23 protein-coding genes are annotated in these 25,384 nt (G+C 56.5%); 9 read left to right on the plus strand and 14 right to left on the minus strand.

The window, feature by feature from the left end; genetic code table 11:
- Positions 1-41 precede the first annotated feature (41 nt).
- Both V6936_RS05065 and V6936_RS05070 read right to left on the minus strand, forming a co-directional pair.
- Complete coding sequence (locus V6936_RS05065) at positions 42-2,507, minus strand: heavy metal translocating P-type ATPase (RefSeq protein ID WP_336579520.1); 2,466 nt, start codon at positions 2,505-2,507, stop codon at positions 42-44.
- A 137-nt stretch (positions 2,508-2,644) separates the two neighbouring features.
- A complete protein-coding gene (locus tag V6936_RS05070; protein WP_003800006.1) occupies positions 2,645-2,962 on the minus strand; it encodes a DUF4148 domain-containing protein in 318 nt (105 codons plus the stop codon).
- A gap of 140 nt (positions 2,963-3,102) precedes the next feature.
- On the opposite strand from V6936_RS05070, the gene V6936_RS05075 reads away from it, so the two are divergent.
- The 3 genes from V6936_RS05075 (at position 3,103) to V6936_RS05085 (ending at position 6,107) form a co-directional block, all read left to right on the plus strand.
- Positions 3,103-4,056, plus strand: coding sequence for a LysR family transcriptional regulator (locus V6936_RS05075; RefSeq protein ID WP_003800007.1), 954 nt, complete (start codon positions 3,103-3,105; stop codon positions 4,054-4,056).
- Between the two features lie 100 nt (positions 4,057-4,156).
- The gene (locus V6936_RS05080) at positions 4,157-4,831 is read left to right on the plus strand and encodes an ankyrin repeat domain-containing protein (RefSeq protein WP_051010394.1); all 675 of its coding nucleotides are present in this window, start codon (positions 4,157-4,159) and stop codon (positions 4,829-4,831) included.
- Positions 4,832-4,880: 49 nt separating this feature from the next.
- On the plus strand, positions 4,881-6,107 hold the full coding sequence (locus tag V6936_RS05085) for a cyanate transporter (protein ID WP_003800012.1): 1,227 nt from the start codon (positions 4,881-4,883) through the stop codon (positions 6,105-6,107).
- 90 nt (positions 6,108-6,197) lie between these two features.
- Here the strand turns inward: V6936_RS05085 and V6936_RS05090 are convergent, their stop codons facing one another.
- Positions 6,198-6,533 (minus strand): c-type cytochrome, encoded by a 336-nt coding sequence (locus V6936_RS05090; RefSeq protein WP_336579523.1) that lies wholly within the window; start codon positions 6,531-6,533, stop codon positions 6,198-6,200.
- A gap of 245 nt (positions 6,534-6,778) precedes the next feature.
- Here V6936_RS05090 and V6936_RS05095 point away from each other — a divergent pair, with 245 nt between their 5' ends.
- Positions 6,779-7,204 carry a universal stress protein gene (locus tag V6936_RS05095; RefSeq protein ID WP_003800016.1) on the plus strand — a complete coding sequence of 142 codons (426 nt, stop codon included), beginning with the start codon at positions 6,779-6,781 and terminating at the stop codon, positions 7,202-7,204.
- A gap of 186 nt (positions 7,205-7,390) precedes the next feature.
- Here the strand turns inward: V6936_RS05095 and V6936_RS05100 are convergent, their stop codons facing one another.
- The 5 genes from V6936_RS05100 to V6936_RS05120 all read right to left on the minus strand — a co-directional run bounded on the left by V6936_RS05100 (position 7,391) and on the right by V6936_RS05120 (position 12,966).
- Complete coding sequence (locus V6936_RS05100; RefSeq protein ID WP_442892566.1) at positions 7,391-8,572, minus strand: PQQ-dependent sugar dehydrogenase; 1,182 nt, start codon at positions 8,570-8,572, stop codon at positions 7,391-7,393.
- 126 nt (positions 8,573-8,698) lie between these two features.
- Positions 8,699-10,096 (minus strand): class II fumarate hydratase, encoded by a 1,398-nt coding sequence (fumC, locus tag V6936_RS05105; RefSeq protein ID WP_219236108.1) that lies wholly within the window; start codon positions 10,094-10,096, stop codon positions 8,699-8,701.
- A gap of 50 nt (positions 10,097-10,146) precedes the next feature.
- The gene (locus V6936_RS05110) at positions 10,147-11,190 is read right to left on the minus strand and encodes a type I glyceraldehyde-3-phosphate dehydrogenase (RefSeq protein ID WP_336579524.1); all 1,044 of its coding nucleotides are present in this window, start codon (positions 11,188-11,190) and stop codon (positions 10,147-10,149) included.
- A gap of 12 nt (positions 11,191-11,202) precedes the next feature.
- On the minus strand, positions 11,203-11,991 hold the full coding sequence (locus V6936_RS05115; RefSeq protein WP_003800026.1) for an SDR family oxidoreductase: 789 nt from the start codon (positions 11,989-11,991) through the stop codon (positions 11,203-11,205).
- A 3-nt stretch (positions 11,992-11,994) separates the two neighbouring features.
- Positions 11,995-12,966, minus strand: a complete 972-nt coding sequence (locus tag V6936_RS05120) for a D-2-hydroxyacid dehydrogenase (RefSeq protein ID WP_336579525.1) — start codon at positions 12,964-12,966, stop codon at positions 11,995-11,997.
- Positions 12,967-13,119: 153 nt separating this feature from the next.
- On the opposite strand from V6936_RS05120, the gene V6936_RS05125 reads away from it, so the two are divergent.
- Positions 13,120-15,030 (plus strand): S9 family peptidase, encoded by a 1,911-nt coding sequence (locus V6936_RS05125; RefSeq protein ID WP_301605635.1) that lies wholly within the window; start codon positions 13,120-13,122, stop codon positions 15,028-15,030.
- Between the two features lie 60 nt (positions 15,031-15,090).
- A complete protein-coding gene (locus V6936_RS05130; protein ID WP_336579526.1) occupies positions 15,091-15,705 on the plus strand; it encodes a glutathione S-transferase family protein in 615 nt (204 codons plus the stop codon).
- A gap of 246 nt (positions 15,706-15,951) precedes the next feature.
- Here the strand turns inward: V6936_RS05130 and V6936_RS05135 are convergent, their stop codons facing one another.
- The 6 genes from V6936_RS05135 to proC form a co-directional block, all read right to left on the minus strand.
- Entirely contained in the window at positions 15,952-16,653 is a 702-nt protein-coding gene (locus V6936_RS05135; RefSeq protein WP_003800034.1) for an ABC transporter ATP-binding protein, read from the minus strand.
- Positions 16,654-17,418, minus strand: a complete 765-nt coding sequence (gene livG / locus V6936_RS05140) for a high-affinity branched-chain amino acid ABC transporter ATP-binding protein LivG (RefSeq protein WP_003800036.1) — start codon at positions 17,416-17,418, stop codon at positions 16,654-16,656.
- Positions 17,415-18,638 (minus strand): high-affinity branched-chain amino acid ABC transporter permease LivM, encoded by a 1,224-nt coding sequence (gene livM / locus V6936_RS05145; RefSeq protein ID WP_039942987.1) that lies wholly within the window; start codon positions 18,636-18,638, stop codon positions 17,415-17,417. The genes livG and livM overlap by 4 nt, the downstream gene beginning before the upstream one ends.
- On the minus strand, positions 18,638-19,567 hold the full coding sequence (livH, locus tag V6936_RS05150; RefSeq protein WP_003800042.1) for a high-affinity branched-chain amino acid ABC transporter permease LivH: 930 nt from the start codon (positions 19,565-19,567) through the stop codon (positions 18,638-18,640). Before livH ends, livM begins: the two co-directional genes overlap by 1 nt.
- A 104-nt stretch (positions 19,568-19,671) precedes the next feature.
- Entirely contained in the window at positions 19,672-20,793 is a 1,122-nt protein-coding gene (locus tag V6936_RS05155) for a high-affinity branched-chain amino acid ABC transporter substrate-binding protein (RefSeq protein WP_336579527.1), read from the minus strand.
- A gap of 323 nt (positions 20,794-21,116) precedes the next feature.
- A complete protein-coding gene (gene proC, locus V6936_RS05160) occupies positions 21,117-21,968 on the minus strand; it encodes a pyrroline-5-carboxylate reductase (protein WP_336579528.1) in 852 nt (283 codons plus the stop codon).
- 166 nt (positions 21,969-22,134) lie between these two features.
- Here proC and ugpB point away from each other — a divergent pair, with 166 nt between their 5' ends.
- From ugpB to ugpE, 3 genes are all read left to right on the plus strand, one after another.
- Positions 22,135-23,442: a sn-glycerol-3-phosphate ABC transporter substrate-binding protein UgpB gene (gene ugpB / locus V6936_RS05165; protein WP_059317629.1), complete on the plus strand. Its 1,308-nt coding sequence runs from the start codon at positions 22,135-22,137 to the stop codon at positions 23,440-23,442.
- Between the two features lie 186 nt (positions 23,443-23,628).
- Positions 23,629-24,513 (plus strand): sn-glycerol-3-phosphate ABC transporter permease UgpA, encoded by an 885-nt coding sequence (ugpA, locus tag V6936_RS05170; protein WP_003800049.1) that lies wholly within the window; start codon positions 23,629-23,631, stop codon positions 24,511-24,513.
- A gap of 21 nt (positions 24,514-24,534) precedes the next feature.
- Positions 24,535-25,377 carry a sn-glycerol-3-phosphate ABC transporter permease UgpE gene (ugpE, locus tag V6936_RS05175; protein WP_003800051.1) on the plus strand — a complete coding sequence of 281 codons (843 nt, stop codon included), beginning with the start codon at positions 24,535-24,537 and terminating at the stop codon, positions 25,375-25,377.
- Positions 25,378-25,384: the final 7 nt, after the last annotated feature.

Raw genomic sequence — 25,384 nt, forward strand, 5'->3', positions numbered from 1 at the left:
CAACGGGTTCATGAGCCTCAGGGGCGCTGAGGCCTGAACGGTTATTCCTGCAGTTTCACCCGGCGTAAACGCAGGGCATTGCTGACCACAAAAACACTGGACAGGGCCATGGCCCCCGCAGCGAACATCGGTGAGAGCAAAGTGCCATTTACGGGGTACAGAACGCCGGCGGCGACTGGAATCAGGGCGACATTGTAGGCAAATGCCCAGAACAGGTTCTGACGAATATTACGCATGGTGGCGTGAGACAGGGAGATGGCGGTGACCACGCCCTGCATATCGCCCGACATCAAGACTACATCCGCCGCTTCAATGGCGATATCGGTGCCGGTGCCAATGGCAATTCCCACGTCGGCTGCGGCCAAGGCAGGAGCATCGTTAATGCCATCGCCCACATAGGCCAGGTGCTGATGAGCTTGACGCAAGGTCTGAACCGCCTGCACTTTACCGTCTGGCATCACTTCGGCGACCACCTCGTCAATGTTCAGACGACGGGCGATCGCATGGGCCGTGTGGCGGTTGTCGCCGGTAATCATGACCACCTTGATGCCGCGGGCATGTAACTGTTCAATCGCGCGTGGTGTGGTCTCCTTGATCGGATCTGCCACAGCCAGTAACGCGATCACCTGCTTGTTGCGGGCCGCGTACATGGGTGTCTTACCTTCTTGGGCCAGGATCTGAGCCTGTTCGCTGAAGTCGGACACGTCAGCACCCAGCTGCGTCATCAAGCGGTCGGCGCCGACGTGCCATTGATCAGTACCAATCTGAGCTCTCACCCCTAGACCGGTCAGGGATTCAAATTGTTCGGCTGCAGGAAGGCTCAGTTGTCTGCTTCGGGCGGCGCTGACAATAGCCTGGGCAATTGGGTGTTCAGAGTAATTCTCAAGGGCCGCAATGGCTGCCAGAGCCTGAGCCTCATCCTCTCCAGAGACGCAAATAAAATTGCTCAGCTCAGGCGCGCCTTTGGTCAGCGTGCCGGTTTTATCTACGGCGACCACTTTCACATCACGCAAGGCTTGCAGCGAGTCCCCTTTACGAAAGAGCACGCCGGCTTGCGCAGCACGTCCTGTTCCCACCATGATTGAGGTGGGCGTTGCCAGGCCCATCGCGCAAGGACACGCGATAATCAACACAGCAACCGCGTTGACCAGCGCAAAGCTTAGGGCCGGCGACGGACCAACAATCAGCCAGACAATCGCCGTCAAGACTGCCAGCGCCATGACAGCAGGGACAAACCACAGGGTGATTTTATCGACCACTGCTTGAATAGGCAGTTTGGCGCCTTGAGCCTGTTCAACCATGGACACAATATTAGCGAGTACCGTGTCCTGGCCTACGGCGGTCGCCTTAAATTCCAGCGAGCCCTTTTGGTTGACGGTTCCCCCGATGAGCGCGTCGCCTTGAGACTTGGATACGGCTATGGGCTCTCCTGTCACCATGGATTCATCTACATAGCTTTGGCCAGCGACTACGTCACCATCGACGGGAATGCGCTCGCCGGGTCTGACCAGCACAATATCGCCTGTGAGCAGATCGGCCAGCGGCAACTCCAGCTCTTGGCCCTGGCGACGGACTCGGGCTGTTGGCGGCTGCAGACTTAACAAGCGTTGAATGGCTTCGGAAGTGCGACCTTTGGCGCGCGCTTCCATCATGCGGCCTAACAGGATCAAGGCCACAATGACGGCGGCAGCTTCAAAGTACACATAGACTGACTCGGCAGGCAGCCAGTGTGGTGCGAAGGTGGCCACCAGCGAGAATGTGTACGCGGCCAAGGTACCAACCGCCACCAGCGAATTCATATCCGGGCTGCCTCGCAGCAAAACAGGAATGCCTTTGGTATAAAACTCACGACCGGGAAACAGTAAAACCAGCGTGGTGAGGACAAACTGGATCAGCCAGCTGTTTTTTGTCCCGATCGTGCCTGCAACCCAATGATGAAAGGCGGGCACCATATGTCCGCCCATCTCTAAAATAAAGACCGGCAAGGCCAGCACCGTGGCCAGCCAGAAGCGCTTGCGCAAGGTCTCGTAGCTTTGCTCGGCACGCTCAAACTGATCGTTGCTGGCAGCAGCCTGAGCCAGACGAGCGGGATAGCCGGCTTTGCCCAGCGCCTGAATCAGCTCGGCAGGCTTGACGTCCTGGACGAGCTGCACATGGGCTTTGCCCGTGGCCAGATTGACCGAGGCTTTGTGAACGCCTGGCACTTTCAACAGAGCTTTTTCCACCCGGCCTACGCAGGAGGCGCAGCTCATGTCCTGGACGTCCAGAACCATCTCCTGGAGAGTCACTTGATAGCCACCCTTTTCCACTGCCTGCATAATAGCGTCGGTGGGGGCAGAGCCCTGAAACTGGATGGTGGCTTTGTTGGTGGCCAGGTTCACTTGAACCGACTGCACGCCAGGGACCTTGCCAATTATTTTTTCCACTCGGCTCACGCAGGAAGCGCAAGTCATGCCTTCAACATCCAATGTCAGATGCGAGTTCTTATTTGAAGCGCTTGTTGTCATCGAAATCACCCTTCAATGAATCATGAATGAAGTCACTTTAGGGCTTGACCCGATGGTAAGGTCAACTCGTTACGAAAAAAACGCCTCCGTGGAGGCGTTTTAAGGGGGAAGTCAGGACTGCTCAGTGCTGAGCACACTCAATAAGCGACGAAGCTGCCGTTATTGTTGTTCCAGTCTTTTGCTTCGGCGCTAACCTGATCACGGCTCAGCTGCGAGCGGGTGTCAATACGGGGATAGTCGACCATGGAACCTGTGCTGATAAAGCCTTGTTCCTGGGCTGCTGCCAATTCCTGCACGACTTGCTGTCGGCTCAATGGGGCATCGTTCGACTGAATCGTGGGGTAATTCAGGTTCTCGCCGGTGGCGTCGTTATTGATGGCTGCCATGGCGGTGCTGCTCAATGCAGTGGCGCCCAGAATCAGGCTGGCAACGGTGGCACGTGTGATATTTTTCATTATTTACTCCAAGTCTATGGTGTGTTTTTCGGTCGTTCGCCTTGTCTTCAATGCGAATCGTTAGATGGAGTATGAGCCTTTCTAAACCTAGTAAAAACCCTTAATATTGCAAACGTATTTCCATTCATGGAACAATTCAAATGAGTACCATTATCGCTGGTCCCTTATTAAACGACATCGCGATTTTCGTGGAAGTGGCCCGTGCCCGCCACTTTAGCCGCGCTGCCCTGGCCCTGGGCATGCCTGTCTCCACCGTGTCACGTCGTATTCGTGAATTGGAAAAAGAAGTGGGTGTGGCCTTGCTCAAACGCAGCACCCGCAATGTAGATGTCACCGAGGCTGGGCAAGTGTATTTCGAGCGTTGTCTGGCGATCGTCGAGCAAGCCCGTCTGGCTCATGAGCAATTGCTGGACGTGTCGCAAACACCTAAAGGACGCTTGCGAGTTTCCATGCCGGCCAGTTTCAGCATTGTGCTGATGCCGGCCATTATTCGTGGCTTTAATCAGCAGTATCCTGATATCGAACTGGAGTTTGATCTGACCATCCGGCCCATTGACTTGCAATCGGATAATTACGATTGCGTCATTCGGGTGGGTGCCCAGCCCGACTCCAGTGCCGTGGCCACATTGCTCGGGCAAATTCGTCTGGGTCTGTACGCCACCCGCAACTATCTGGACCGCAAGGGTCGCCCCAAGCATCCCTCGGAATTGACAGGGCACACCTGCATCTGTGCGCGTCCTTCCGGTCCAGATCGGCTCTGGTCCTTGCGAGGTCCCAATCAGGAACGGTACGACGCCATCGTGGACGGCTCGATTACCGTCAATAACGCGATCATGATGCGCAAGCTGGCGGTGCATGATTTGGGAATTACCGCCTCTTCTTTGCTGGAGCGCCGTCTTGACCCCGATTGTGCCCAGCTCGAGCGTGTCTTGCCCGATTGGGAGTTTGCCCCCTTCCCTGTTCTGGCCCTGTTGCCGTCGCGTCTGATGCCTCAGAAAACCCGGGTGTTTCTGAATTATTTGCGCAGTGAGCTGGACAGATTGATGTCTCACGCGGAGCTGGATGTGGCGGCCGCCGGGCAGGCGTATCCATAAAAAATAAGGGCTATAGCCTGGAATCGGTGTTGGCCATGGTCTAACTATGCTATTTATAGGCCTCTGGTCCATGAGGACTGCGGTGATGACAGGGGGACGCATGAGAGGAACATTGCAAAGCTTGCTGACCGGGCTGGCGATGAGCCTGATCTTGGGCAGTGGCAGTGTCGGGGCACAAACCGTTTTGCTGGAAGCCGTAGAGCAAGGTGACAGCGCCAAAGTGCGCGAAATTCTATCGGACAAGCGGGCGCGGACGACGGTGAACATTGCCGACGATCAGGGGCAGAGCCCTTTGCTGCGCGCTACATGGTTAAACCATATCGATATTGCCCGACAACTGATTCGTGCGGGGGCCGATGTGAATCAGGCCGACGCTATCCATGACAGCCCCTATCTGCTTGCTGGTGCACAAGGCCGGCTGGAGATTTTGCGTATGACCCTGGAAAACGGGGCGGATTTGCGCAGTGTGAATCGTTATGGGGGGACGGCGCTGATTCCGGCGGCTGAGCATGGGTATGTAGAGGTCGTTCGTCTTTTGCTCAAGGCTGGTGTGGACCCGAATCATGTCAATTATTTGGGCTGGACAGCTTTGCATGAAGCCATTGTGCTCTCTGACGGAGGGCCGGCGCATCAAGAGGTATTGCGACTGTTGATCCAGGCCGGGGCCGATGTGAATCTGCCCGATCGTCAGGGCGTGCGTCCCCTGAGTCTGGCGCGTCAGCGCAGCCAGACCGAAATGGCCGAAATCTTGGAGCAGGCCGGCGCCAGACCCTAAGTTCGGCATAGTTGCCGCTTATTTTTCTTCCAATCACAACACGCATTTTATGTCTTCTTTTCAGACCGCCCCGTCCGCCACGTCGACGGGCGCACAGGCCAGCCCCGGTTTGTGGCTGGCTTTCGTCATTTTGGTGGGCCTGAACCTGCGCCCGTTTTTTACTTCCAGTGGCACCCTGGCCCGTCAGGTAGCCCAAGGATTGGACATGCCCTTGAGCAGTCTGGCATGGCTGACCTTATTGCCTATGATGGTGATGGGCCTGGGCGCGTTTTGCATGCCCTCGCTGCGGCGGGTTCTGGCCCTGCGCCATGTCCTGATCACCTCTTTGTGGTTGCTGTGCCTGGGCTGCGCGTTGCGCTGGTTTGTGCCCAATGGTGCCAGCCTGATCGCAACGGCACTGCTTTGTGGTTTGGGTGTGTCTTTGCTGCAGGCGGGGATGCCCGGTCTGATCAAGGAGCAGTTCCCGCGTCATATTGCGCAGGTAACGGGGGTGTATTCAGCGACCCTGATGGGTGGCGGTGCGCTGGGCGCGCAGATTACCCCTTGGGTAAGTTCCCTGACCGATAGCTGGCGTATTGCCCTGGCCTTTTGGGCCCTGCCCATCAGTGTCGCTTTGTGGATTGCCTGGAAAGTCGTGCCCCGGCAGGCTCCTGGCGCGCAGCTGTCTCCCCCCTCCTTGTCCTTGCTGGCCCGACCCCGCACCTGGACGCTGATCGTGTGCTTTGGTCTGATTAATGGCGGCTATGCCTCCTTGGTGACCTGGCTGGCCACCTTTTATCAAGATCGGGGCTGGACGGCAGAGAGCAGCGGTAGCTTGGTGGCGGTGCTCTCGGTTGCACAGGCCTTTGCCGCCTTTGGCCTGCCTACGCTGGCCGCCAGGAACAAGGATCGGCGCCGGTGGGTATGGCTGGCGCTGGCTTGCCAGGTGGCCGGCTTTCTGGCTTTTGCCTTTGTTCCTGATCTGGCACCGTATACCTGGGCGATTGTGATCGGTATTGGTTTAGGGGGCTGCTTTTCCCTGCTGCTGCTGGTGGCTCTGGATCATTTTCCCGACGCTGCCCGTGCCGGTACCTTAAGCGCGTTAATGCAAGGTGGGGGGTTCCCGATCGCCGCTCTGTTTCCTATGATCAGCGTGCAGCTGCGCGAGTTGAGCAATGGCTTTCAGACCGGTTGGATACTGCATGCAGCCATGGCTTTGTTGGTGGCGGTAATGGCCTGGCGTTTTCAGCCGGCTCACTATGCCGAGAAGATGAAGCAACAGGGGCATCAGTCCTGACTCTGACATAGCGATCAGCCGGGCCACGCAGCCTAAAACATACGGCCCTTCACAGACGGCCGTATCTGGGCGCAGTGGCCTTGATTCCTGCTATTGGGGGGCACCCGCCATGATCCAGTCGACCACGGCTTGGATGTCCTTATCCGAGATGACCGGGTTGGCCGGCATCGGCAAGGGGCCGTACACCCCTTTGCTGCCTTGCCGTATATGTTGGGCAAGTATTTCAGCGTTGGCCGGATCGTCTTTACGCTTGGCTGCAATATCCCGGTAGGCCGGTCCCACCACCTTTCGCTCGACGGTATGACAGGACAGACAGGCGTTTCTTGTCAGTATGTCTTTGACTGCCTCCAAACCAGCATCAGCCGCCGAGGCGTTGAACGCGGTACTTAGTAAAGCCGTACAGACCAGCCACTGCTTGAAGGCCATAAGAGGTTCTCCTGAGTAAAACGAAGTTGGAAAGGAAGGGGGCATGATGCCTCTACGCTTTTTTCCGTGCATAAGACGCACAGGGTGGCATTCATAGGGTGATCATACGGTTATGATAGAACCGTCTTTTACAAATAGCGGTTGCGCTTGATGCGAATCAAGCGAGCCAGTCCGCTTATTCTGTAATGTCCTAGTAGAAGTTATTGCTTCATATTTAAACAGTTCACACACCACAAGAGGTCTTCATGCTTAATGTTCTCGTTCCTGTCGATGGATCTGATGCTTCCACGCGCGCTCTGAAAACAGCGGTTGACATACTAACGGGCAAGCCGGAAGCCACTTTGCACGTGCTGGCCGTTCCTACCCCTATCGTTTCTGGCAACGTCAAACGATTTTTTTCGGAAGACGTGTTGCAAGCCTACTACCAGGATGAAGGAAGCAATGCCTTGCTGCCCGCTCGTGCCGTGCTCGCCAATTCGCCCTTGAATGTTAAGGAAAGTATTATTGCCGGCAACGCCGCCCAGACCATCAAAGAGTATGTGGACAATAACAATATTGACCATATCGTCATGGGTACCCGTGGCTTGAGCGCCCTGCCCGGCCTGGTATTGGGTTCGGTCACGACCAAGGTGTTGAGCCTGGTGAAAGTGCCGGTGACCTTGATCAAATAAGTTGAACTGAGCGTTTGCTTTGTGAAGGCCGTCCTTGAGACGGCCTTTCTGCTGGACGCCGCCTGGGCTGGGCGTTTTTTGAACGGACGTAGGCCATCGACAATATGCGGCGTACCTCTGTCGCCAACAGGGCGGCCCCTTTACTGAGCTCCGGGCACGGATCAGCGGAACCGTGTCGTGCCTGGTTCACGGCTTGGCTTGAATCCGCAGGAGCTGGCCGTTCTGGTCATCGGTCAGCACGTAGACCGCACCGTCTGGTCCGATCCGAACATCCCGGATGCGCTGCTGCAGATCTTCAAGCAGTCGTTCTTCACCGACAAGGTAGCCGTCTTCCTCGTCAAACTGCAGGCGAATCAGCGCCTGTTCTTTCAGGGCCCCCACAAACAGGCTGTATTGCCAGCCCGGGACCTCTTGCCTGTCATAAAAAGCCATGCCGCTAATGGCCGGTGAAACAGACCAATAGTGCAACGGTTCGGTAAAGCCTTCAAGTGGGGTCGCGCTGGCGCCTGGAACAGGCTTTCCGTCGTAGCCCAGGCCTTCGGTACGCAAGGGCCAGCCATAATTTGCCCCGGCCTGAATGACGTTTAGTTCATCCCCGCCTTGCGGACCATGTTCGGCCACCCACAATTCATTCGTCCAGGGGTTCCAGGCCAGACCTTGGGGGTTGCGGTGTCCATAACTCCAGATTTCCCCTCTGGCGCCGCGCTGACTACGAAAAGGATTGTCCCTTGGCACCATGCCATCAGGGCGGATGCGAACAACCTTGCCCTGCAAGTGATCCAGTTGCTGAGCGGCGGGAGGCTGATTGTTCTCACCCAAAGCGATATACAAGTCCCGACCACCCGGATCGAAAGCCATGCGCACACCGTAGTGTTGCCCGGTCGACAGGGCGGGCTCTTGACGGAATATGGGACGAAAGGCGTCCAGCCGTGTCAGGTCGGAAGACAGGACCCCAAAACCCACGGTGGTGGCTGAGTGCTGTTTGTCGCGACGCTCGGCGTAGGCCAGATAAACGCGACGGCTACGAAAAAAATCTGGTGCCAGGGCGACATCCAGCAGCCCCCCCTGCCCTTGGGCGTGGACTTTAGGCACGCCGCTGATAGGGGCGGACAGGCCGTTCTCCTTGGTCCAGACGCGCAGTGTACCGGGACGCTCCGTAATCAGAATGCCTGCGTCATTTGGCAAAAAAGCCATGCCCCAGGGGTGTTCCAGTCCGCTGACCACTGTCTCTACCGAGACCGCTGGCCCTTCGATTGCCGGAACGGGGTCAGATTGTGCGCGGCCCGCTAGGGGGGCCAGGGCTGCTAGCAGTCCCAGTGTGGTGGCGACTATTGCCAAAGACAAGCTGAAATTCTTCGTTATACGCATAAGGCAGTGAAAGGCAGACAGGTGGGATCAACACTCCCCTAGTCTTTCATAGGGACAAAAACCGCTTTGTTACATATTCGTCCCCTGACGGGGACGAATATGCTCCAGCCCAAGCCAGGCAGGTGCTTAGCCTGGGTGGGTCATGTCCAGCGGCACAATCCACTGGTCGTACTGCTCCTGGGTCAGGTAGCCCGATTTCAGGGCGGATTCGCGCAGTGTCAGCCCTTCTTTGTGGGCCGTTTTTGCAATCGCAGCGGCTTTGTCGTAGCCGATATGGCGGTTCAAGGCCGTCACGAGCATCAGATTCTGATCCAGATTGTGCTGGATTTTCTCCATGACCGGCTCCAGACCCTGAGCGCAATGCTCGTCAAAGGCCAGGCATGCATCGCTGATCAGAGCAATGCTTTCCAGCACATTGTGAACCATCACCGGCTTGTAGACGTTCAATTGGAAATTGCCTTGACTGCCTGCAAAACCCACAGCCGCGTCGTTACCGTAGACCTGAACGGCCACCATGGTCAGTGCTTCGCACTGAGTGGGGTTGACCTTGCCGGGCATGATGGAGGAGCCGGGCTCGTTCTCGGGGATTTGCAGCTCGCCAATTCCGCAACGAGGGCCACTGGCCAGCCAGCGTACGTCATTGGCCATTTTCATCAAGGCGCCGGCCAGGGTGCGCAGGGACGCCGACAGGTTCACCAGCGCGTCGTGTGCCGACAGAGCAAAAAACTTGTTTTCGGCAGCCTGGAATGGCAGACCGGTGATTCTGGCAATATGGGCTGCGGTGCGTTCGCCAAACTGGGGATGAGCGTTCAGGCCAGTTCCCACGGCGGTGCCACCAATAGCCAGCTGGTAAATACCGTCCAGGGCCTTATCCACCGTTTGCAGGCCAAAATCGATCTGCGCAACCCATGCCCCAATTTCCTGGCCGAGCGTAATGGGTGTGGCATCCTGCAAGTGGGTGCGACCGGTTTTTACAATAGTATTGAACTGCCTGGCCTTGGCCGCCAGCGTGTCGCGCAACTGGCCCACGTCTTTGCGCAAACGGCGCTGACATTCCAGACCCACGGCGATGTACATGGCCGTGGGGAAGGTATCGTTGGAGGATTGGCCGCGGTTCACGTGGTCATTGGGGTGGACGGGTTTTTTGCTGCCCTTCTGGCCACCGGCCAGCTCAATGGCGCGGTTGGAGATGACCTCGTTGACGTTCATATTGCTTTGGGTGCCCGAGCCGGTCTGGAACACCACCAGCGGGAACTCAGAGTCCCATTTGCCTGCGATGACTTCATCGGCCGCCTGCACGATCAGGCGGGCCAGATCCTCGGGAAGCTCGCCCAGCTCCTGATTGGCCAGCGCTGTCGATTTCTTCAGGATGCCCAGCGACTCGATCATGCTGCGACCCCACTGGAAGCGGTCACGGCCAATCGGAAAGTTCTGGATGGAGCGCTGTGTCTGCGCGCCCCAATAGTGTTCGGCCGGAACCTCAATGGTCCCCATGGAATCCTGTTCAATACGTGTCGTACTCATCATGGCTCCTGAAAAAATTAGGATGACAGCTTAGTGTGAAAAAGGGGTGTTCACGGCTGGCGCAAAAAGCGCGCAGCCCACACACAGGCAATATCGACCATGCGGTTGGAGAATCCCCATTCGTTGTCAAACCAGACCAGCATATTGACCAGCCCGTCCCCATTGGTTCGGGTTTGCGAACCGTCCACCACACCAGAGTGCGGGTTGTGATTGAAGTCGATCGAAGCATGGGCCTGATCGGAGTAGTCCAAAATACCCGGTAAGCGTTGCGCCGCCTGCTGAAACAGGCGGTTGATTTCGTCCCGACTGGTGTCGCGCTCCAGGTTGACCATCAGATCAATCGCAGACACGTTCAGAATTGGCACGCGAATGGACTTGGCCTGTACCTTGCCCTTGAGCTGTGGCAAGAGACGCTCCACCCCAGTTGCCAGGCCCGTAGAGACCGGAATCATGGACTGCAGAGCCGAGCGGGTACGGGCCAGATCGCTGCTGTGGTAGCCATCAATCATGGGCTGATCGTTCATCACCGAATGCAGCGTACTTAAAAAAGCGTGACGAATGCCGAACGTTTTATCCAGCTCGGCCAAGACCGGAATGATGGCATTGGTGGTGCATGAAGCGTTGGAGACAATACGCTCATCGCCCTGCAACTGCTCATGGTTAATGCCCAGCACAGCGGTGAAATCGACGTCATGAGCGCTGTTGCCCGGATTGGAGAGCAGCACACGCGGGCATCCAGCATCCAGAAACTGCTGCAGCCCCGCACGGCTGCCAAAAGCGCCACTGCATTCGATCAGCATATCCAGCTCCAGGGCGGCCCAATCAATCGCTTTGGGGTCGGTTTCGTGCAGCACTCGTATGGCGGTGCCGGCCACAATCAGCTCGTGCTCATTGTGCTCTACCGGCGCCGGAAAGACGCCGTGGGTCGAGTCAAAACGGGTCAGGTAGGCCATGGTGGCAATCGTAGCTGGCTCGTTGATGACGACGACTTCAAATTCCTGGCGTCGTGGAGATTCGTAAATGGCACGCAGCAGGCAACGGCCGATGCGGCCATAGCCATTGATCGCGATGCGGATGGGACGAGGTAGCGGCATGATCGGAGAAACTCAGAAAGTAATGGAAAATCCGCCGTCTACAACCACAATATGGCCATTGACATAGGAGGCAGCCGGTGAGGCCAGAAACACAGCGGCAGCGCGGATTTCATCCGGCCTGGCCCACCGCCCCAGGGGGTTGCGGCCAACTACCAGCGGGCCTTTGACCGGGTCCTGGGCCAGAGCCGCATTGCTCTCGGTGGCAAAGGTGCCGGGGGCGATGCCGTTGCTGGTAATGCCCTGCCCGCCAAATTCTACCGCCAGCGCTCGCACCATCCCTGCCAGTCCCTGCTTGGCAACGGGGTAAATGGCGTCGCCTGGTCGAGCCAGGGGGCCAGCGATGGAGGTCAAGGTAACAATACGACCTTGTCGGGCTTGGGCTTGCAGCATGGCCTGGGCGGCGTACTTTGATAGTTTCAGCGTCGCCAGCAGGTCTACCTGCAGCAAATGCTCAATATCGTCCCAGGCCGCCTCCTGCAAGCTGCTGCGCAATCGCACGCCGACATTGTTCACCAGAATATCGGGCGTGCCGACGCGCTGACATAGGGCCTGGTAAGAGTCAGGCAAGGCGTCCAGATCGGCCAGATCCTGTTCCCAGGTATCGACCTGGGCACCGGCGGTTTTCAATTCCTCGGCAATCGGCAGGAGCTTGCTGGCGTGACGGCCATGCAGAATCACATGGGCGCCGTGAGCGGCGTAGGCACGGGCGATGTCCAGGCCCAGGCCGGCGGACGAGCCGGTAACCAGAGCGCAGCGACCGGCCAGGGAAAAATTGGCTTGATAGGAGCGTAAATCAGTCATTATTTACAGCGTATGGCGTGCTTGGCCACGATGGAAAGCCGCAATGTTGTCGATCAGCTGGTTTGCCAAAGCCTGCATGGCTTCCTGACTGGCCCAGCCTATGTGCGGGGTCAAAATGTAATTGGGTAAGTCTAACAAGCGCATCAGGGTATGGTCAGCGGGTGGCGGCTCGGGCGTGCAAACATCAATCCCTGCGCCTCCCAGCCAGCCTTGTCGCAAGGCGTGTTCCAGCGCCTGATTGTCAATCAGCCCGCCACGGGCAGTATTGATCAGTAAGGGACGGCGGGGGGCCATGCGTTCGAATTCGGCCATACCCAGCATGTTCTGCGTGTCAGCGGTCAAGGGGCAATGCAACGAGAGAATGTCGGCTTGTTCTAGCACTTGCTCAAAGGGCAAGCGGTCATCGGCATTGCTGACGATGGTCTGACCACGGCGCTGCGCAAAGATGACTTTCATCCCCAATGCTCGGCCCATGGTGGCGACGGCCTGACCCAAAGAGCCTGAGCCAATCACACCCAGGGTGGAGCCGGCCAGATTGCGGATGGGATAGTCGAAATAACAAAACTGCTGGGCTTCTTGCCAGCGTCCTTCCTTGACGGACTGGCGGTAGGCGCAGATATTACGACGCAAGGCAAAGATCAGTGCAAAAACGTGCTCTGGGACACTGCGTACGGCATAGTCGCGGATATTGCTGACCACAATCTGGCGTTCGTGGGCGGCATCAAGGTCAATGTTGTCGCTACCCGTGGCGGCCAGTGCGATCATTTTCAAGTGGGGCGCGGCCTGCATATGCTCGCGTCGCAGCGCCACTTTATTGCTGATGACAATGTCGGCATCAGCAATACGTTCGGCCACTTGATCGGGAGCCGTACGTCCGTACACTTGCAGTTCATGCTTAAAGGGAAGCTGCGGCAGCTTGACGCTGTCAGACAGTGTTTCCCTATCCAGAAAAACGATACGAGTCAAAGAAGTCATGCCTGTCCTTGTCCTGAGCGGTAGCGGTACGTTGCGGCCCTATTATCAGCGGGTTCTTGCCTTTGCTTGGGATCATCATCCGATATAGTAATGGGATTGATGCAGGCTTGTCCCTGGTCTCCTTCCATAACCCTGTTTTATAGGTTCGTGCTTATGCTCTTGTCCCTCTTGCTTTCTTTGGGCGCGCATGCCCTGGTACCGGAGAACGTCGCCAGCGTCACTCCTCCCCTGTACGACATTCGGGATTTTTTTCAGAACCCCAAACGCAGCGGTTTCCGGATTTCTGATCAAGGGCGCATGATCGGCTTTATGGAGCCGGTCAAGATCGACGGACATCCCGCTCGTCAGAATATTTTTGTGCAAGAGCTGGAAGGCAGTGAACCGGTCGGCGAGCCTCGTCGCGTGACCGCCGAGCATCAACGCGATATTGCCGAGTACTTCTGGAAAGGCGACGAGACCGTAATTTACGCCAAGGATGTCAATGGCGACGAGAACTATCACGTTCTGGCCGTCAATGTGAATACGGGCAAGATCACGGACTTGACGCCTTTGAAAGGGGTGCGAGCGGGCGTGCAAGATGATTTGCCCGATGATCCGGACCATATTCTGGTCTCGCACAATGGTCGCAACCCGGAAGTCTTTGATGTCTACAAGGTCAACGTGCTGACCGGTGAAAGCACGCTGGCGGCCGAGAATCCGGGAGATGTGCTGGGCTGGAGCACGGACCATCAGGGCCGCGTACGCCTGGCCATGGCCATTTCCGGTGTGGATTCCGAACTGCGTTATCGTGACAGCGAATCCGAGCCCTTCCGCAGCATTTTGCAAACAGATTTCCGCACCGAAGTCAGCCCCCTCTTTTTTCACGCCGATAACCAGCGCTTTTATGCCCTGAGCAATCGTGGGCGTGACACCTTGGCATTGGTCTTGATTGACCCTGCCAGACCCGACGTGGAAGAGAATGTTTATGAGCTGTCCGATTACGACCTGATGGGGGCCGGGTATTCACGCCTGCGCCAGGTGCTGACGTCGGTGGATTACTATACCGACAAGCCCGGTCAGCATTTCTTTGATGAGCAAAGCGAGAAAATTCACGCCGCGATCGCCCGTCAATTGCCGGGCTATGAAATCAGCGTGCAGTCCATGACACGCGACGAGAAGAAAATGATTGTGGCCAGCTACAGCGACCGCAACCCTGGCTCGCGCTATTTGTACGATGTGGACAGCAACAGCCTGCACAAGCTGGCCGTCATCAATAGTGCTTTGCCGGAAAGTGATATGGCGGTGATGAGGCCCATCGAATTTACGGCCCGCGATGGCATGAAGATTCATGGCTACTTGAGCCTGCCTTTGGGTGTGCCCAACCGCGACCTGCCGGTGGTCATCAATCCGCACGGGGGGCCTTGGACGCGGGACTATTGGGGCTTTAACCCCGAAGTCCAGTTCCTGGCCAACCGTGGCTACGCTGTTTTGCAGATCAACTTCCGTAGTTCGACCGGTTATGGTCGCAAGTTCTGGGAAGCGGGCTTCAAACAATGGGGGTTGAGCATGCAGGACGACATTAGCGATGGCGTTCAGTGGCTGATCGATCAAAAGATTGCTGACCCCAAACGCATTGCTATTTACGGTGCCAGCTACGGTGGTTACGCGACCTTGGCCGGTATTGTCAAAACCCCTGACTTGTACGCAGCGGCAGTGGACTATGTAGGCGTGTCCAATCTTCTGACCTTCATGAACACCATTCCACCCTACTGGAAACCGATGCTGGTGAAGATGCATGCGATGGTGGGTGATCCCGTCAAAGACAAGGAGCTGCTGGAAGCCAATTCGCCTGTTTTGCATGCCGACAGGATCCGCACCCCGTTATTTATTGCCCAGGGCGCCCACGACCCACGGGTGAACAAGGCAGAAAGTGATCAGATGGTAGAGGCCTTGAAGGCTCGCGGCGTGGATGTGGAGTATATGGTCAAGGACAACGAAGGCCACGGCTTTCACAATGACGAGAACAAGTTCGAGTTTTACGAACGCATGGAGCGCTTCCTGGCCCGCCACCTTCAAGCTCGATAGTTTTGGAGTGGCGCGATGAGCTCGCGCCATTTGTTTACCGCACTTTTGGAAAGAGAACGTATGAAACTGTATTACATGACAGGCGCTTGTCCTTTGGTGACCCGCATCGCACTGGAGTGGATCGGCACACCGTTTGAAGCTCAGCGCGTCAGCCGCGACGAGCTGCAGCAAGAGGCATTCTTGAGGCTGAACCCTAACGGGGCCGTGCCGGTTCTGGTCGATGGTGATTTGGTCCTGACGCAAAGCATCGCTATTCTGGAGTACCTGAACGAAAAATTTCCTCAGGCCAATCTGCTGGGCAACACCATCGAACAACGCTTTGAGGCCCGCCGCTGGTTGGCGTTCCTGAATGCCGAAATCCACCGCAACGTAGGTGTCATGTTTGGTACGCATCGCTATGCAGATCAGGAATCGACACAGGCCGAAATCAAAGCCAAGACGGCCGTCCTGCTGACCAAGCAGCTTGGTGTGATCGACAAGCACCTGGAAGGCAAAGAAACCCTGTCGGGTTCCTTGTCTGTGGCTGATGCTTATCTGTACGTGGTGCTGCGCTGGGCGGGTCTGATGAAGCTGGACCTGTCAGGCATGAAGAACCTGAACGCTTTCTTTGCCCGTATGGAGCAGAACGAAGGTGTGAAGGCGGCGCTGCGTGGTGAAGGCTTGTTGAAGGATTAAGTTGTATTGCAGCTAGCGATTCAGGCGTTCAGGGGATGCGGCCGTGCTTTACTCCCCTGACACTGTGGGCAGGAATGTCGACGGTTTTTAGCGTTGGTGCCGCCATCCTTTTCCCTGCTGACTCTCCGAATAAAAAACCTGAGTCCAGCCCAAGCTGAGATTCAGGTTTTTTTTACAGCCCGTCAATTAAAGCGATACTTCAAATGCGCGGTGCGGTACGGCGCTGAGGCTATGAGGGCTGGCTGTTTACGCGCCCAAGTACGCCTTGCGAATATCCGGATTGGCCAACAGATTGGCCCCGGTATCCTGCATCACCACCTTCCCGGTTTCCAGCACATAGCCACGGTCTGCGACTTGCAGGGCCTTGTTGGCGTTCTGCTCGACCAGGAACACCGTCACGCCTTCATCACGAATGGTGCGGATGATGTCAAAGATCTGCGCGATGATCAGCGGAGCCAGCCCCAGCGTCGGTTCATCCAGCAAGAGCAAAGAGGGTTTGCTCATCAGGGCACGACCAATAGCCAGCATTTGCTGTTCACCACCGGACATGGTCCCGGCACGCTGGGAGGCGCGCTCTTTCAGACGGGGAAACAGTTTGTAGACATGCTCTTCCCCTTCTTCGATCTCACTGCGGTTCAGAAAGAAACCGCCCATCTTCAGGTTTTCCGACACGGTCAGGTCCGGAAAGACGCGGCGGCCTTCCGGGGAAATGGCGATGCCTTTGCGCATGATGCGGTGCGTGTCAGCGTGCGTGATGTCCTCGCCCATGAAGCTGATGCTGCCCGAGCTGGCTCGGGGCGAACCGCATACCGTCATGAGCAAGGTGGTTTTGCCTGCGCCGTTCGCGCCAATCAGGGTGACGATCTCGCCCTGATTGACGTCCACGCTGACTTGGTCCAGCGCCTGAATCGCGCCGTAATGGGTAGATACGGAGTCCAGCTTGAGCACTTATTCTTCCCCCAAATAGGCTTTGATGACGCGCGGATCATTGCGCACTTCTTCAGGTAGGCCGGTGGCAATGGGTTTGCCATACTCCATCACCAGAATCCGGTCCGATACGCCCATAACCAGGCTCATATCGTGCTCGATCAGCAAGACGGCCACGCCAAATTCGCGACGCAATTGGTCGATCAGAGCCTGCAGGTCACGTTTTTCCTGGGGGTTCAGGCCGGCAGCCGGTTCGTCCAGCATCAACAGGCGCGGCTGGGTAATCATGCAACGCGCGATTTCCAGGCGGCGCTGGTGACCGTAGGCCAGGTTGCCGGCCTCGCGATTGGCCAGGTCAGTCAGCCCCATGAAATCCAGCCATTGCACGGCACGTTCTTTGGCCTGCTTCTCGGACTGTTTGTATCGTGACAGATTCAGCAGCCCCGACAGGAACCCGGCCTTGAGCTGGCTGTGCTGGGCAACGAGTAGGTTCTCCAGCACGGTCAGCTTCTTGAACAGACGCACGTTCTGGAAAGTGCGCACCAGCCCTTTCTGAGCCACTTTGTGGCTGGGCAGGCCGTGAATGGGCTGACCTTCCAGAGTGACCGAGCCGGAAGTGGGATTGTAAAAACCGCCTACGCAGTTAAACACCGTAGTCTTGCCTGCCCCGTTGGGCCCGATGATGGCAAATACTTCGTCTTTGGCCACATCAAAGCTGACGGAATCCACCGCCAGCAAGCCGCCAAAACGCATGGACAGGTCTGATACTTGCAGTAATGGACTCATGTGCGCAACTCCACATGAGGACGCTGCACAGGCAACAAGCCCTGCGGACGCCATACCATCATGGCCACCATGACCAGACCAAAAATCAACATCCGATACTCCGCAAACTCTCGGGCCAGCTCAGGAACCACGGTCAGCACAATGGCCGCCAGGATGACGCCGATTTGTGAACCCATGCCACCCAGCACCACAATGGCCAGGATCAGGGCGGATTCAATAAAGGTGAAAGACTCTGGATTGACCAGACCCTGACGGGCAGCGAAGAATGCCCCGCCAAAGCCGGCAAACATGGCGCCCATGGTAAAGGCAGACAGCTTGATGGTGGTCGGGTTCAGCCCCAGCGAACGGCAGGCAATCTCGTCCTCGCGCAAGGCTTCCCAGGCACGGCCAATGGGCATACGCACCACGCGGCTGGAGACCAGCAAGGTAATCAGGGCCAAAGCCAGGGCCATCAAGTACAGATACACCACCACGTCCTGGTTGCTGAAGGTCCAGCCCATCAAGTCGTGGAACGTGGTCTGCCCTTCTGGCGCACGACGCGCCATGGGGAAACCGAATACGGTTGGTTTGGGTATGCCGGAAATCCCGTCAGGGCCGCCGGTCAGGTCATACATATTGATGAGCAAGAGGCGGATGATTTCGCCAAAACCCAGAGTGACGATGGCCAGATAGTCGCCACGCAAGCGCAGCACGGGGAAACCCAGCAGAAAGCCAAACAGGGCCGCCATGCCACCAGCCAGCGGCAGTGCTTCCCAGAAGCCCCAGCCTGCGTAGTGATAGAGCAAGGCGTAGGTGTAGGCACCCACCGCGTAGAAACCCACAAAACCCAGGTCCAGCAGGCCGGCAAAGCCCACCACAATGTTCAAGCCCAGACCGAGCATGATGTAGATCAGCACCAGGGTGGCAATGTCCACCTGGGCTCGACCGCCAAAAAAGGGCCAGACCACGGCGCAGGCAATCACGATATACAGCAGAATCTTTTTGTGCTGCATGCTTAGCGTCGGCAGTGTCCAGCGGCTTTCTCGCACTTTGGTGCGATTGACGTTGGGCCGGATCAGCTGAACCACAAATACCAGGGCCATGCCAATCAGGACGATCTGCCAATCGCTCTCCAGATGGGTAGTCATTCCGGAGCGCACAATTTGCAGCCCAAAGACGGGAGCCACAATGATGCCTGCCAGAACAGCGGCGATAAATGCATTGCTAAAGCGGTTCATCATCAGACTTTCTCCACCTCGGGTTTACCCAGCAGGCCCGTGGGGCGGAACAGCAGGATAAAGACCAACAGCAAAAAGGCCACGATGTCCTTGTACTGCGACGAAATAAAGGCAGCCGCAAAGGTTTCTGCCAAACCCAGCAAGACACCACCCAGCATGGCGCCAGGGATGCTGCCAATCCCGCCCAGCACGGCGGCCGTAAAGGCTTTGATGCCGGCGATAAAGCCGATAAAGGGGTTCAGTTTGCCAATCGCGGTGGCAATCAGCACGCCGCCCACGGCGGCCAGCATGGCACCGATGATGAAGGTAAAGGAAATGATCTTGTTGGTATCAATACCAAGCAGATTGGCCATGCGCAAGTCTTGGGAACACGCGCGCGAAGCCCTCCCCAGTCGCGAATACTTGATGTAGAGGCTGAGCATGATCATCAGCACCACGGTCACGACGATAATCATGACACGCGAGTATGGCGCTGTAACGGTAAAGCCGTCCGAGCCCAGGCTGAACTGGAAGGAACCCGACAGCAGCGTTGGTACGGCCATGTCGCGCGCGCCCTGACCCAGGGCCACCCAGTTCTGCAGAAAAATGGACATACCAATGGCCGAGATCAGCGGAACCAGCCGGGGGCTGCCACGCAACGGCGCATAGGCGACTTTTTCAATCGCATAGCCGTAAACGGCGGTTACCAGGATGGCAACCAGCAACATGATAAGAATGATCAGCCAGATGGGCAGACCCGAGCCTACGCCAATCGCAGTCAGGGTCACCAGCCCGACATAGGCGCCGATCATATAGATCTCGCCGTGGGCAAAGTTAATCATTCCGATAATGCCATAGACCATTGTGTAGCCGATGGCGATCAGTGCATAAATAGCGCCCAAGGATAATCCATTGAACAGCTGTTGCACGATCTGAGGGAGTAAATCAGACATGCTTGTTTTTTTCCGTTGAGTCCGTCGTTTTGTTCTGAGGCTTTGTGGGCATCCAAAAGCAATGCCCCCGTTCTTCATAAAGAGCGGGGGCACATCATCCAGTCTTATTTCTCAACTAGATCAAAGTTGCCATCTTTATCCCACTTGAAAACGGCAAATTCGAAGTGCTTCAAATCACCCTTGGCGTCGTATTCTACCTCGCCAATAGCGGTATTGAACGCATTTGCGTGCATGTAGTCAGCGCCCTTGGCCGAATCCTCGCCGACGGCGTTGATCGTATCGGCAATAATTTGTACTGCTGCATAGGCCGGGAACGTGAAGGCCCCGTTAGGGTTGCGCTTGTATTTGCTGAAGTTCTCCATCACCTCTTTGTTGGCCGGCATCTTGGTGAAGTCAGTTGGCAAGGTCACCAGCAATCCTTCCACTGCCGGGCCGGCAATGGCGACCAGGTCACGGTTGGCAACGCCTTCCGGTCCCATGAAGGTGTTTGTCATGCCCTGCTCACGAGCCTGACGCAGTAACAGACCCAGTTCGGCGTGATAGCCGCCAAAATAAATCAGGTCTGGATTGACGCCCTTGAGCTTGGTGATCACGGCTGAATAATCGCTGTCACCGACGTTGATGCCTTCGTACATGACGATGTTCATGTTCTTTTTCTTGAGTGCGTCACGCACTTGCGTGGCCACGCCCGAGCCGTAGGTTTGCTTGTCATGCAGCACGGCGATGCTCTTGGGCTTGACCACATCAGCAATGTAGTCGGCCGCAAAAGGGCCTTGCTGGTCATCGCGCCCGATGGTGCGGAAAAAGTAATGAGGTTTGATGGTGTCGGTCACCAGCGGCGAGGTGGCGCCGGGAGTAATCGCCACAATCCCTTCCTGTTCGTAGATGTTGACAGCTGGTACGGTCGTGCCCGAGCACGCATGGGCGACGGCGAACTTGGCGCCGGAGTTGACCACGCGGTTGGCAGCCGGTACGGCCTGCTTGGGTTCACAGGCATCGTCAATCAGAACGGCCTCCAGCTTTTTGCCCTTGACCCCCCCTGCTGCATTGATCGCGTCAATCGCGGTCAAGGCACCGGCCTGGATCTGGTCCCCGTATTGAGTCGATGGGCCGGTCATGGGTTGAGGAATACCGATTTTGATGGTGTCCGCCGCGTAGGCGGTACCCATGGCCATTACCGTGGCCAGGGCGGTCAGAGCGGGGGTAAAGCGTCGAGTAAAGGTCATAGCAGCTGTCTCCCGAGGCCGGGGTCTACCGGCATTGCTTTTTAGAAAGTGCTTTTTCTGGTGCCTGGATAATCGTTGTTCTGCACCAGGGGAACCCATTTTGGGGTAGCCGCCTAAACGTTGTCACTTCGTATAAGCCCTAGCGCCGAGCAACGGTGTTTACCGAATAAGCCTGCTTTGTTAAAAACCTGTTTCCTGAAAATACCTCGCCTGTTCAAGGCCTTATGGCTAAAAAACAAAAAGCATCCCGGAGGATGCTTTTTGTTTTGCCTGTTCAGGGCGCCCGATTAATTCCGCTTGGGGTAAAGAAAATCAAGCAGGTATCAGGAAAACTCTTTAGCCAGCTCACCGGCCCGCAGTTTGGCAGCCTTGACCGCTTGTTGTACCAGTGGCGTAAATCCCCCTTCGTTAAAAACAGCCAAAGCTGCAGCCGTGGTCCCGCCCTTGGAGGTGACCCGCTCGCGCAAGACGGAGGGCGCTTCGGGAGACAGGGTTGCCAGCTGGGTGGCTCCATGCAAGGTCGCCAGTGAGAGCTGGCGGGCCTGTTCGGGCGACAAGCCCTGCTCAATTCCGGCTTTGATCAAGGCTTCGATGAACAAAAAGACGTAAGCTGGGCCACTGCCCGAAACGGCGGTGACGGCATCAATGGCTGCATCATCCTCAACCCAAACCACCTCGCCAACGGACTTCAACAATTGCTGAGCAATGGATTTGTCGCTGTCATCCACCTGTTCCAGAGCCATCAGACCGGTAATGCCACAGCCAATAAAGGCCGGCGTATTGGGCATGCAGCGGATAACACGCTGGTACGGCTTGCCAGGCTCACCCAGCCACTGGGCCAGCGCGGTGGCGGGGATACCGGCAGCGACACTGATCACCAAGGTATCGTCCTGCAGATAGGGTTTGCAGGCCAGCACGGTCTCTTTCATGACCTGGGGCTTGACGGCGAAAACCCAGATACGTTGCTTGGACAGGGCCGGACCGGGCTCATGGGCGATGTGTACGCCTTGCTGGGCCCAGGACTCCAGGGCGGGCGGGTAGATATCGATTGCCAAAACGTCCGAGCCGCCGCAGCGTTTCCCGATCAAACCAGCGGCCAGCGCGCTAGCCATATTGCCTGCGCCGATAAACGCCAGCTTAAAAGAGGTATCGTGTGGATTCATCATCGCTCCCATTTAAAATCTGTCCTCTGACACGTTTTCTTAGCGTTTGAGGGTAATTAGTCATTGCTTATATGACGAACCCATGGATACATTCACGAGAGCGTCATAAACAAGTCATAAGCTTGAGTTTTAAAACCTGCTACACCTTAGCGGCACCTTTTATACAGGAGAAAACCTGATGCGAACAAAACTATTTGCTCTGTCTCTGGCCGGTCTGATTGCTTCGATTGGCACTGCGCAAGCGGCCACGGAAATTCAGTTCTGGCACTCAATGGAAGGAGCCTTGGGCGAACGGGTTAATGCATTAGTCAAAGACTTTAACGCATCTCAGTCGGACTACCAGGTTAAGGCTTCGTATAAAGGCAATTATGGCGAGTCCATGAATGCTGGCGTGGCCGCTTTCCGGGCGGGAAATGCACCCGATATCCTGCAAGTCTTTGAAGTGGGCACAGCCACCATGATGGCAGCCAAAGGCGCTATTCAGCCCGTTCAGGAGATGTCCGAAAAAGTGGGCAAACCGATCAACCCCGCTGATTTTCTGGGCGCTGTGGCCGGCTACTACTCCTCGAACGAGGGCAAGCTGATCTCCATGCCGTTCAACAGCTCCACTCCCGTGCTCTACTACAACAAGGATGCGTTCAAAAAGGCTGGCCTGGACCCCGAAAACCCACCCAAGACTTGGCAGGAACTGCATGCCACCGCCAAAAAACTGCGTGAGTCCGGTCAGGAGTGTGGCTATACCTCGTCCTGGCCATCGTGGATTTTGCTGGAAAACTTTGCGGCCTGGCACAACATTCCGTATGCCAGTGAAAACAACGGCTTTGGTGGCCCCGGTGCCCGCCTGCAGCTGGACAATCCGCTGTTTCTCAAGCACATGACCTTCCTGGCGGATATGTCCAAGGACGGCTCCTTCTCGTACGGCGGTCGGGGTGATACGGCCAACGCCCTGTTTACCAGCGGCAAGTGCGGCATGTTTACCGGCTCCAGCGGCAACCGCGCCAACATCATCAAAACCGGCGAGTTTGAGTTTGGCACCAGCAGCCTGCCCTATTACAGCGATGTGCAAGGCGCCCCTCAGAACTCCATTATTGGTGGCGCCTCCCTCTGGGTATTTGCCAAAAAGTCGGATGATGTCTACAAAGGCGTTACCGAATTCTTCCAGTTCATCTCCAGCCCTGAGCAGGCTGCTGCCTGGCACCAGAACACCGGTTATGTCCCTGTGACCAAGGCCGGCTTTGAAAAGACCAAGGAGTCCGATTTCTACGCTAAAAACGTAGGTGCGGATGTGGCGGTCAAACAGCTCGATGCCAGCACGACCGATAACTCCCGCGGTATCCGACTGGGTTATTTGCCCCAGATTCGCGATATCGAGGACGGTGTGATGGAACAGATTTTTGCAGGTAAAGTCACGCCTGAAGAAGGTTTGAAAGCCATGCAAAACCGTGGCAATGAACTGCTGGAGCGCTTTGAAAAGAGCGTGAAGTAAGCCGGGCCCGCCTTTGTGCGGGTGGTTTACAATCGAGCGTATGAGCGCAGCGCCTGACGACGTTCCTTCCGGCCCCTGGCCCTACTAAACCGTCAGCAGGCCGTCCTGGCTGCTCATACGCTTTTCGTTTCACCTGAAATCTGTCCACCCTGATGGTGGCGCTCCTTTCCCCTTGCGCGCGAACCTATGGAAAAACGTGTCGTCTTTCGTCATAAGACACTTCCCTACCTGCTACTTGCTCCGCAGCTGGCCATTACTGTGATCTTTTTTTTCCTGCCTGCCGGGCAAGCGCTGTGGCAGGCTTTTCATTTGGAAGATCCGTTTGGTCTGTCCTCGCAGTTTGTCGGCCTGGCCAACTTTACCGAGCTGTTCAGCAGTACGGAATACAGGGCCTCGTTCAAGACGACCGCCGTGTTTTCCCTTGCCGTGTCCGTTCTGGGCCTGGTGGTGGCGTTGCTGTTGGCGGTAATGGCAAATCGTGTGGTGCGTGGCGCCCTGCTGTATCGCAGCCTGCTGATCTGGCCTTATGCCGTGGCAACCGCCGTGGCCGGTGTGTTATGGCTATTTCTGTTTTCGCCGTCCGTGGGGATTGTGGCGGTTTTTCTGCTGGAGCAGGGCTTTGAGTGGAACCCGCGTTTGAATGGTAACGATGCCATGTTGTTGGTGGTGATTGCCTCGGTGTGGAAACAGATCTCTTACAATTTTTTGTTCTTTCTAGCGGGTCTGCAAGCAATCCCTCGCTCTCTGATTGAAGCAGCCGCCATGGACGGTGCCGGGCCAATGCGCCGTTTTTGGGGCATTGTGTTTCCCCTGCTGGCGCCCACGACCTTTTTCCTGTTGGTCGTCAATATTATTTATGCCTTCTTTGATACGTTCGCCATCATTGATGTCGTCAGCCAAGGCGGCCCAGGTGAAGCAACGTCGATCCTGGTCTACCGAGTCTATAACACCGGCTTTCGAGGCCTGGATATTGGCTCCTCGGCGGCTCAGTCCGTGGTGCTGATGGCGATTGTGGTGGCACTGACCGTGATTCAGTTCCGCTACATCGATCGCAAAGTGACGTACAGCTAATGCGCAGCAAGGAACACAGTCATGGTTGAACGACGCCCTCTTCTCGATTTTTTCACGCATCTTATCCTGATCCTGGGTGTGATCGTGATCGCCCTGCCCCTGTACATCACCTTTGTGGCCTCGACCCAGACCAGTGCCGAAGTGGCCCGTGCGCCCATGTCGCTCTGGCCGGGCTCGCACATGGTGGAGAACTACCTGACCGCCTTGCAAGGCACGGCGACCAATTCTCCGCCCGTGGGCCGCATGCTGCTGGTCAGCATGGTGATGGCGCTGGGCATTGCGGTTGGCAAGATCATTATTTCCATGCTCTCGGCATTTGCCGTGGTGTATTTCCGCTTCCCCTTTCGCATGCTGTTTTTCTGGATGATTTTCATCACCCTGATGCTGCCTGTGGAAGTGCGAATCATGCCCACTTACAAGGTGGTGGCCGATTTGCAATTGCTCGATAGCTACGGAGGCCTTATTTTGCCTCTGATCGCCTCGGCAACGGCCACCTTCCTGTTTCGCCAGTTCTTTCTGACCGTGCCGGATGAGTTGATCGAGGCAGCGCGTATTGATGGGGCTGGCCCGATGCGGTTTTTCAAGGATGTGTTGCTGCCTCTATCCAAAACCAGCATTGCCGCTTTGTTTGTGATTCAGTTCATTTACGGCTGGAATCAGTATCTGTGGCCGTTGATTATCACCACCAAAGAGGATATGTACCCGATTGTGGTCGGTATCCGGCGCATGATTTCCGGTGGTGACAGCGTGACTGAATGGAATGTGGTGATGGCAACGGCCCTTTTGGCGATGATCCCGCCCGCACTGGTGGTGATGCTGATGCAAAAATGGTTCGTCAAAGGTCTTATCGACTCTGAAAAGTAATTCTCTA

This window comes from Alcaligenes sp. CHO6 (assembly GCF_037120595.1).
GTDB classification, from domain to species: Bacteria; Pseudomonadota; Gammaproteobacteria; order Burkholderiales; family Burkholderiaceae_B; genus Alcaligenes; species Alcaligenes ammonioxydans.

What these genes read in the sequence shown, in the direction of transcription:
- V6936_RS05115 (WP_003800026.1), bottom strand. Translation starts at nt 11,991, where the DNA reads ATGACTGATTTACGCTCCTATCAAGCCAATTTTTCCCTGGCCGGTCGC.
- livG (WP_003800036.1), bottom strand. Translation starts at nt 17,418, where the DNA reads ATGAGTCCATTACTGCAAGTATCAGACCTGTCCATGCGTTTTGGCGGC.
- V6936_RS05130 (WP_336579526.1), top strand. Translation starts at nt 15,091, where the DNA reads ATGAAACTGTATTACATGACAGGCGCTTGTCCTTTGGTGACCCGCATC.
- V6936_RS05110 (WP_336579524.1), bottom strand. Translation starts at nt 11,190, where the DNA reads ATGCCGCTACCTCGTCCCATCCGCATCGCGATCAATGGCTATGGCCGC.
- livM (WP_039942987.1), bottom strand. Translation starts at nt 18,638, where the DNA reads ATGATGAACCGCTTTAGCAATGCATTTATCGCCGCTGTTCTGGCAGGC.
- ugpA (WP_003800049.1), top strand. Translation starts at nt 23,629, where the DNA reads ATGGAAAAACGTGTCGTCTTTCGTCATAAGACACTTCCCTACCTGCTA.
- V6936_RS05155 (WP_336579527.1), bottom strand. Translation starts at nt 20,793, where the DNA reads ATGACCTTTACTCGACGCTTTACCCCCGCTCTGACCGCCCTGGCCACG.
- V6936_RS05085 (WP_003800012.1), top strand. Translation starts at nt 4,881, where the DNA reads ATGTCTTCTTTTCAGACCGCCCCGTCCGCCACGTCGACGGGCGCACAG.
- fumC (WP_219236108.1), bottom strand. Translation starts at nt 10,096, where the DNA reads ATGAGTACGACACGTATTGAACAGGATTCCATGGGGACCATTGAGGTT.
- V6936_RS05125 (WP_301605635.1), top strand. Translation starts at nt 13,120, where the DNA reads ATGCTCTTGTCCCTCTTGCTTTCTTTGGGCGCGCATGCCCTGGTACCG.
- V6936_RS05080 (WP_051010394.1), top strand. Translation starts at nt 4,157, where the DNA reads ATGAGAGGAACATTGCAAAGCTTGCTGACCGGGCTGGCGATGAGCCTG.
- V6936_RS05070 (WP_003800006.1), bottom strand. Translation starts at nt 2,962, where the DNA reads ATGAAAAATATCACACGTGCCACCGTTGCCAGCCTGATTCTGGGCGCC.
- V6936_RS05100 (WP_442892566.1), bottom strand. Translation starts at nt 8,572, where the DNA reads ATGCGTATAACGAAGAATTTCAGCTTGTCTTTGGCAATAGTCGCCACC.
- proC (WP_336579528.1), bottom strand. Translation starts at nt 21,968, where the DNA reads ATGGGAGCGATGATGAATCCACACGATACCTCTTTTAAGCTGGCGTTT.
- V6936_RS05095 (WP_003800016.1), top strand. Translation starts at nt 6,779, where the DNA reads ATGCTTAATGTTCTCGTTCCTGTCGATGGATCTGATGCTTCCACGCGC.
- ugpB (WP_059317629.1), top strand. Translation starts at nt 22,135, where the DNA reads ATGCGAACAAAACTATTTGCTCTGTCTCTGGCCGGTCTGATTGCTTCG.
- livH (WP_003800042.1), bottom strand. Translation starts at nt 19,567, where the DNA reads ATGTCTGATTTACTCCCTCAGATCGTGCAACAGCTGTTCAATGGATTA.
- V6936_RS05065 (WP_336579520.1), bottom strand. Translation starts at nt 2,507, where the DNA reads ATGACAACAAGCGCTTCAAATAAGAACTCGCATCTGACATTGGATGTT.
- V6936_RS05075 (WP_003800007.1), top strand. Translation starts at nt 3,103, where the DNA reads ATGAGTACCATTATCGCTGGTCCCTTATTAAACGACATCGCGATTTTC.
- V6936_RS05120 (WP_336579525.1), bottom strand. Translation starts at nt 12,966, where the DNA reads ATGACTTCTTTGACTCGTATCGTTTTTCTGGATAGGGAAACACTGTCT.
- ugpE (WP_003800051.1), top strand. Translation starts at nt 24,535, where the DNA reads ATGGTTGAACGACGCCCTCTTCTCGATTTTTTCACGCATCTTATCCTG.
- V6936_RS05090 (WP_336579523.1), bottom strand. Translation starts at nt 6,533, where the DNA reads ATGGCCTTCAAGCAGTGGCTGGTCTGTACGGCTTTACTAAGTACCGCG.